5 protein-coding genes and 1 tRNA gene are annotated in these 7,168 nt (G+C 67.1%); 1 reads left to right on the top strand and 5 read right to left on the bottom strand.

What is annotated here, in order from left to right:
- The 3 genes from rbbA to DFR50_RS23920 all read right to left on the bottom strand — a co-directional run bounded on the left by rbbA (position 1) and on the right by DFR50_RS23920 (position 5,113).
- Positions 1–2,775: a ribosome-associated ATPase/putative transporter RbbA gene (gene rbbA / locus DFR50_RS23910; protein ID WP_113891785.1), complete on the bottom strand. Its 2,775-nt coding sequence runs from the start codon at positions 2,773–2,775 to the stop codon at positions 1–3.
- Positions 2,776–2,785: 10 nt separating this feature from the next.
- The gene (locus tag DFR50_RS23915; RefSeq protein ID WP_113891786.1) at positions 2,786–3,796 is read right to left on the bottom strand and encodes an HlyD family secretion protein; all 1,011 of its coding nucleotides are present in this window, start codon (positions 3,794–3,796) and stop codon (positions 2,786–2,788) included.
- A gap of 624 nt (positions 3,797–4,420) precedes the next feature.
- Entirely contained in the window at positions 4,421–5,113 is a 693-nt protein-coding gene (locus DFR50_RS23920) for a TetR/AcrR family transcriptional regulator (protein WP_113891787.1), read from the bottom strand.
- 179 nt (positions 5,114–5,292) lie between these two features.
- Here DFR50_RS23920 and DFR50_RS23925 point away from each other — a divergent pair, with 179 nt between their 5' ends.
- Positions 5,293–6,567, top strand: coding sequence for an alpha/beta hydrolase (locus tag DFR50_RS23925; protein ID WP_113891788.1), 1,275 nt, complete (start codon positions 5,293–5,295; stop codon positions 6,565–6,567).
- A gap of 40 nt (positions 6,568–6,607) precedes the next feature.
- Here DFR50_RS23925 and DFR50_RS23930 read toward each other — a convergent pair whose 3' ends face one another.
- On the bottom strand, positions 6,608–6,817 hold the full coding sequence (locus DFR50_RS23930) for a hypothetical protein (protein WP_113891789.1): 210 nt from the start codon (positions 6,815–6,817) through the stop codon (positions 6,608–6,610).
- A 53-nt stretch (positions 6,818–6,870) separates the two neighbouring features.
- Positions 6,871–6,947, bottom strand: a tRNA-Met gene (locus DFR50_RS23935).
- Between the last annotated feature and the right edge of the window lie 221 nt (positions 6,948–7,168).

Consider the following 7,168-nt stretch of genomic DNA (forward strand, 5'->3'; position numbering starts at 1 on the left):
TCAGGCCTCCTGCTTGCGCAGCACGAGCGTCGCCAGGCCGATGAACAGGACCGTGAAGCCCGCGAGCGCCAGGTAGTTGACCCAGAGCTCCGCGAACCCCAGACCCTTGGTGAACGTGCCGATGCTGATCTGCTGGAACCAGGAGGCCGGGAAGGCGAGGCCGATCGCGCGCCCGGCGCCGGACAGGGACGACACCGGAACGAGCAGTCCGGAGAAGCTCGCCGTGGGAATGAGCGCGATGCAGGTCGTGCCGAAGATCGCGGCGACCTGCGTGCGCACGAAGGTCGAGACCAGGAGTCCGAATCCGGTCGCCGCACAGACGCAGAGGAATCCGCCCGCGATCAACGCGGCCCAGGAGCCGGTGACCGGCACGCCGAACACGAACAGCGCCAGGACGACGAGCGTGGCGAAGCTCATGAGGCCGATCGCCACATAGGGGAGCTGCTTTCCGAGCAGGAATTCGAGGCGCGTCACCGGGGTCGAGCGGAAGTTGGCGATCGAGCCGCTCTCCACCTCCCGCACGACGCCGAGCGCCGTCATGATCGCCGGGATCAGGATCAGCATCACCATGATGGTGCTGGGAACCTCGGAATAGATGCTCTTGAACGACTGGTTGTAGCGGTAGCGCTCCTCGATGTTGATCAGCGAGAACGACGATGGTCGTCCTGTGAGGCGCGCGGACAGATCGGCGAGATAGGCTTGCATCACGCCGCCGAGATAGCTGCGCGTCGTCTCGGCCCGGAACGGCATGTCGCCGCTGATCCAGGCCCCGATCTCCGGCGTCTGCTGGGTGATGAGGTCGTGGCCGAAGTTGGTCGGGACCTCGAGGGCGAATTTCAACTGGCCGCTCTGCAGGCCGGACACGATCGCGTCGGCCGCCGCGAGGTCGGGCTTTCGATCGAAATACTTCGGGTTCTGGAAGCTGTCGAGGAGCTGTCGGCTTTCGAGCGATCGATCCTGATCGAACGCCGCCCACCGCAGATGCTCGACGTCGAACGAGATGCCGTAGCCGATCACGAACATCAAAATGATGGGATTGAGGATGGCGAAGGTGACCCGCACCGGATCGCGCAGGATCTCTACCGCCTCCCGCCGCGCGTAGGCCCAGAGGCGGGACAAACTGAAGGTGTCGCTCGCCGGCTTCGGCGGCGCGAACGCCTTCGTTTCCGGCGTCGGCGACGGTTCGGTCGGTTGGTCGCCCTTATGTCCGAGGCCGGCCGCATCCTCGAGGTAGCCGATGAACGCCTCCTCGAGCGACATGGCGTGGCGGGCTTCGACCAGCGCCTGCGGCGTGTCGGCGGCGAGCACCTTGCCCGCGTGCATGAGCGAGATGCGGTCGCATCGCATCGCCTCGTTCATGAAGTGCGTGGACAGGAAGATCGTCACCCCGTCGTTGCGGGAAAGATCGATCAGGTATTCCCAGAACTGGTCGCGGGCGACCGGATCGACGCCCGACGTCGGCTCGTCGAGGATCAGCATCTCGGGGCGATGCTGGATCGCGACCGCCAATTGCAAGCGCTGCCGCATGCCGAGCGGCAGGCTCTCGGGCTCGGCGCCGGCGACTTCGCGAAGGCCGAAACGGTCCAGCATCTCCTCGACGCGCTTGCTTCGCTCTGCAACGGGGAGGTCGAACAGCTTGGCGTGGAGCTCGAGGTTTCGCCGGACGGAAAGCTCGCCATAGAGCGAGAAGGCCTGCGACATGTATCCGACCCGCCGCCGCGTCTCCATGTCTCCGCCGCTGACGGGTCGCCCGAACAGCATCGCCCTGCCTTCGGTCGGCGGCAGAAGGCCGGTCAGCATTTTCATCGTGGTGGACTTGCCGCAGCCGTTCGAGCCGAGGAAACCGAAGATCTCGCCCTTCTCGATCCGGAAGCTGACGTGATCGACCGCGACGAAGGCGTCGAAGCGCTTGGTGAGCCCGTCGGCTTCGATCGCCGGCGGCCCCTCCTCGCGCTTTCGGGGCGGGATTGCGATCGCCTTGTGCCCCTTCCGCTTCTCCTCCGGAAGGAGCGCGATAAACGCCGCCTCGAGGTCACTGGCGCCGGCACGGCTCTTGATCTCGGCGGGCGAGCCCGTCGCGATCACGCGGCCCGCATCCATGGCCGCGAGCCACGCATACTGGTCCGCTTCCTCCATGTAGGCGGTCGCGACCACCACGCTCATCTGCGGCCGCCGCGCGCGGATGCGGTCGATCAGCTCCCAGAACTGCCGCCGCGACAACGGGTCCACGCCCGTCGTCGGCTCGTCGAGGATCAGGAGATCCGGATCGTGGATGAGCGAACAGCACAGCGACAGTTTCTGCTTCATGCCGCCCGAGAGCTTGCCTGCGGGCCGGGCGAGGAAGGGGTCGAGGCCGGTCGAGCGGGTGAGATCGTCGATACGCGCGCTTCGCTCCGCCTCTCCCTGGCCGAACAGGCGGCCGATGAAGTCGAGGTTCTCGAACACGCTGAGGGTCGGATAGAGGTTGCGGCCGAGGCCCTGCGGCATGTAGGCGATGCGCGCGAAGCAGCCTTGGCGGAAGCCGGCGTCGCCGAGGTCGCCGCCGAGCGCGCGGACTTCGCCCGACTGGATTTTTCGCACGCCGGCGATCAGACCGAGCAGAGTCGACTTTCCGACGCCGTCGGGGCCGATCAGCCCGGCCATGCAGCCCGCCGGGACGGCGAGCGTCACGGTGTCGAGCGCGACGGTCTTGCCGTAGCGATGGGTCACGCCTTCGAGAGACGCGGCGACGGCGGCAGACTCCAGCCGCCATTCCGTTTTGAGGAGCGCGGTCATGTTCGGCCGCCTACCGGTCGGCCTGCTCGGTCGGCGGCGTCTTGATCGCGAGCTTCGCGGGCCACTGCGCGGCGGGATCGATCCTCACGTAGCCGACCCCGCGCAAGCCCGCCTTGACCTGGTCTTCAATTCCCTTGAGCAGGTCGAAGGGCGCCTGAAGCTTGACGCGAAAGACGAGTTGCTCGCGCTCCGACTGGACCTCGACCGTCTTCGGCGTGAATTGCGATTCGGGCGCGACGAACGAGACGGTGGCGGGAAAGACATATTCCGGCGCCGCGTCCACGACCACGCGCGCCTCGTCGCCGATCTTGAGCCGCCCGGCCTGCGGCGCCGGAAGGAAGACCGTGGTGTAGACGTCCGCGAGGTCGATGACGGTGGCGATCTTGCCGCCCGGCGGAACGACCGCCCCCAGCTCGACCAGGCGATACTGGACGCGGCCGCGCACCGGCGAGCGGATCGTCGACTCGTCGACGACCGCTTTCAGTTCCTCGACCCGCGCGTCGGCGGTCTTGACGGCCGCACGCGCCTCGTCGACCTGCGATTGCGCCGCCTTCAGCGCCGCCTGGGCGCTCTTGAGCTGCTCCTGACGCAGATCGTAGGTCTCGTGCGTGGACCAGCCCTTGTCGACCAGCGTCGCCGTGCGGCGCATCTGTTCGTTAGCGAAGCTCAGCTGCGCCTCGTCGCTCGCGACCGCCGCCTGGCGCGTGACCAGCGTCTGGCGGGCGAGTTCGGCCGACGCCTCGGCCTGGCGCAGCTGCGCGGCGGTCTCGGAGGTGTCGATCCGGGCGACGACCTCGCCCGCCGACACGAGCTCGCCCTCGTGCGGAACGATCTCGATGACGCGCCCGGGAATCTTCGTCGCGATGTCGACTTGCGTCGCCTCGACGCGGCCGTTGACGCTGACGATCCCGGCCGGCAGTTGCGAGGCGCGATAATCCGTCCAGGCGTAGTAGCCTCCGGCGCCGACTGCAGCCAGGACCGCCGCGGCTCCGAAGATCAGAACAGGGCGCTTGATCGGCATGCCTCGCCTCCCGCGTCGGGACGAAAGCTGGTCGCGCCAATGTCGTCGGCTTGCGACTGAGGTCAGCGTCGATCGGCGTGCGTCGTGACGCCGCCGCGGCTGGTCGGGCTTTTCAGCGAACCTGCCGCGGACGGCTGAAGTTCATATTGTTCTCTTACGTCATTTCGACTATATGGTCAATATGAACTTTGGTTCTAACGTACGCCGCATTCGCTCGACAAGGCCGGGGCGTCCGGCGAACATCTGTTTGCTGAAAACCAGAATTCTCGCTATCATCGCCCGATGCGAGCGGTCGACGACAGAGGCAGGCTTCGAGACGGCGCGCGCCGTGGTCCGGCGATACCGGCGACAGGAGAGGGGAGATTGGATGACCGCCAAATCCGCTCGATGATCGGCGAGAATTCTACCGACTTCGTCCTGACCCCCGGAACAAATTCGGGGTCCAAGACGAGCGGGAGAGGCGGATTGGGCGTCGCGAAATTCGCGCGGACGGGGTGCAAACCTTTGAAAAGCCTCGTTTCGGAACGGGGATTCGTTCTCGCCGGACCGGGAAGCGGGACGGATCCGCAGCCTGTTCGCGGGGCAAGGAGTTCGGCCGCCGTACGCCTTCCAGGCTCGAACGGTTCAGCCGGCGCTGTCCGATCCCGACGGCTCGCTTGCGCCGTCCCACATCACAGGACCTTGCGGAACAGGGCCGCCGAGGCGAGCGACAATGGACGCGGCCTCGGGCCTGGCGACTCCGATCGCGGCCAGCACGCACCGGATCGCCTCGGGCCGGTCGGCCTCGCCGAGGCGGCCCTCGCCGATCGCCGCCGCGACCTGAAGGATGGCGCCGACGACCAGCTCGACCGCCAGTTCACGCGTCGGACCGCTCCCCCGTCCGCCTTCGAGCGCGAGCCGCAGGTCCTCGCCGAGGCGGCTTCGCACGACCCGGCCGAGCGCGCGATGCGACAGCGCCATGCGGCTCGCGAGGGATGCCCAGCCGCGGTCCGACAGCGACTGCTTCAGGAACGCGTCGCAGCCGAAGCCGATCCGGAGAAGAGGCTCGGTCATCGACAGGCGCTGCGACTGAATCAGCGTGTCGAACGTCTCGAGGAGGTCGTCGGCGACGGCCGCCGCGAGCTGGTCGAGATCGTTGAAATGACCGTAGAACGTGCCCTTCGCGACCTTCGCTTCCTGAACCACCTCGTCGATCGTGACCGTCTCCCACGACCGGCGCGCAAACAGGGTCTTCGCAGCGGCGATCAGTTGCGCCTTCGTTCGGGCGCGCTTCTCACGACCGATTTCGGCGCGCCGCTCGAGATTGACATTCGCCATGTGCGCGAACTCCCAAAAGGCTTATGCCTCTGTTGTTCTAGTTCGTCAAATTGACTTATTTGTCCAAGCCGAGTATTTCGTAGTCGAGCCAGGTCGTGTCGAAGGGGGTGGCGACGCAGCGATCCGTAGGAAAACGCGGCGCTTTCTCGGGGGGGCGCCGCAAGTGAGGAGCCAGGCCCATGCGCCACTTCCGCTCCCCCGGTCCGCCCGCCGTCCTGATCGGAGCGATCCTGCTCTGCGCCTGCACGCCGAACGCCCTCCTTCCCCTGCCGGCCTCCTCGCCGGAGGTTCGCGCGCAGTCCGCCGCCCAGGCCCCCGATCTCGATCTCCTTTACGTCACCGACCGCGCCAAGACCGTCAATCCGAGCGGCGCCGTGTCCTACGGCCCCGAGCGTTCGTACACGGTGAGCTTCGGCTCGATCGACGTTCACGGAGGGGCGGGCTCCAGCGGCGCCACGGGGGACATGACGCTCGCCGGCGTCACGGAGCTCGGCCGCTACCCCGAGGTTCCGTATCCGGCGGAGATCACGGCGGCGGGCTATCGGCGCGCGCCTCAAGTCGTGGCCGCGCACGAACAGGCGGTCGCGACCCTGCAAGGCGAAATCCGCAAGCGCATCTCTCCGACGGATCGCAAGGAGGTCGTCGTCTTCATCCACGGTTACAACAAGACCTTCGCCGACGCGGCCGAGTCGACGGCGAATCTCTGCCGCCTGCTCGGGCCGGACTTCGTGTGTCTGGTTCTGACCTGGCCGGCCGGCGGGTCGCGCGGCGCCTTCCTGGGCTACAACGTCGACCGGGAATCGGGTGAGTTCGCCGTCAGCGACATGCGCAAGGCGATCCGCGCCATCGGCGAAACGCCGGGCGTCCGGGCCGTCGACCTGCTCGGCCACAGCCGCGGCGCCGACGTGCTGGCGTCCGCGCTCCACCTGCTGGGCGTCGAAAGCTACGTTTCGCGCGCCTCGATCGCCGAGCGCCTGAAGATCCGGAACATCGTCCTGTTCGCCCCGGACATCGACATCGACGTCGCGACGACCAAGATCTTCGACGTGTTTTCCGATCCCGACCTGCCCTACGGCGCCCGGAAGAACCTTAACGCCGTGATCCGGCAGGGCTCCCTTCATCTGACGATCTATTCGTCGCCCTCGGACCAGGCCCTCGACATGGCGAGCAAGATCTTCGGCAGCCGGCTGCGGCTGGGACAGCTCGACCTGACCGGGCCGGAGGCCAAGGCGCTCCGGGCGGACCCCGGCCACTTCGCCGACCTGATCGAGGTCGACCGGGACACCGGCGCCTTCGGGCACGGCTACTTCCTGTCGAATCCGGCGGTCCGGTCGGATCTGGTCGCGATGATCCGCGACCGCCTCAACCCCGGCGATCCCGGCAGGCCGCTGATCGAGATCGGCAAGGCCTTCTGGCGCATTCCCCAGGGGGAGACGCAGACGGCCCGACGCTAAGCAAGATTTCCGAAAAGCAAAACCTGTCTAGCTCGCCGGATCAGGCGGCCTCGACGACGATCCGGTTGCGCTGGAGGCCGAGGTCGATCGCGCCGTCGGGCGTCGCGATGCGCGACTCGACCACGTCTCCGCCGTTGAGATATCGCGCCCGCGGCCTCGTCGAGGCGATCGCGCTCGTGCCGGAGAACGGCCGGCTTCGGGTCGAGGTTCGCGGTGAGTAGGCCGCGATTCTGCGGCTTTCGGGGCTCACAAACGAAAACGCTCCGGCCCGAGGGCCGGAGCGTCTTGCTGAGCAAGTGAAGTTGGTTGCGGGGGCAGGATTTGAACCTGCGGCCTTCAGGTTATGAGCCTGACGAGCTACCGGGCTGCTCCACCCCGCGGCAGAGGGTCATGCGATTGCGCGACGGGGCGAGGGGCGGACCATCGCCGATCGCCAACGTCGGGGGCTTGCGGCTTTGGGCCGTGCGCGCCCGGCGCTGTCGCGGTTCGCTTCGGTGAAGAGGAATGGTTTTCGTTTCCGTGCTTTGCAGGCCTGGCGACGACCTACTCTCCCATGTCTTAAGACAGAGTACCATTGGCGCTAAGGCGTTTGACGGCCGAG

Origin of the sequence: Roseiarcus fermentans (assembly GCF_003315135.1) — a bacterium.
Lineage (GTDB): Bacteria > Pseudomonadota > Alphaproteobacteria > Rhizobiales > Beijerinckiaceae > Roseiarcus > Roseiarcus fermentans.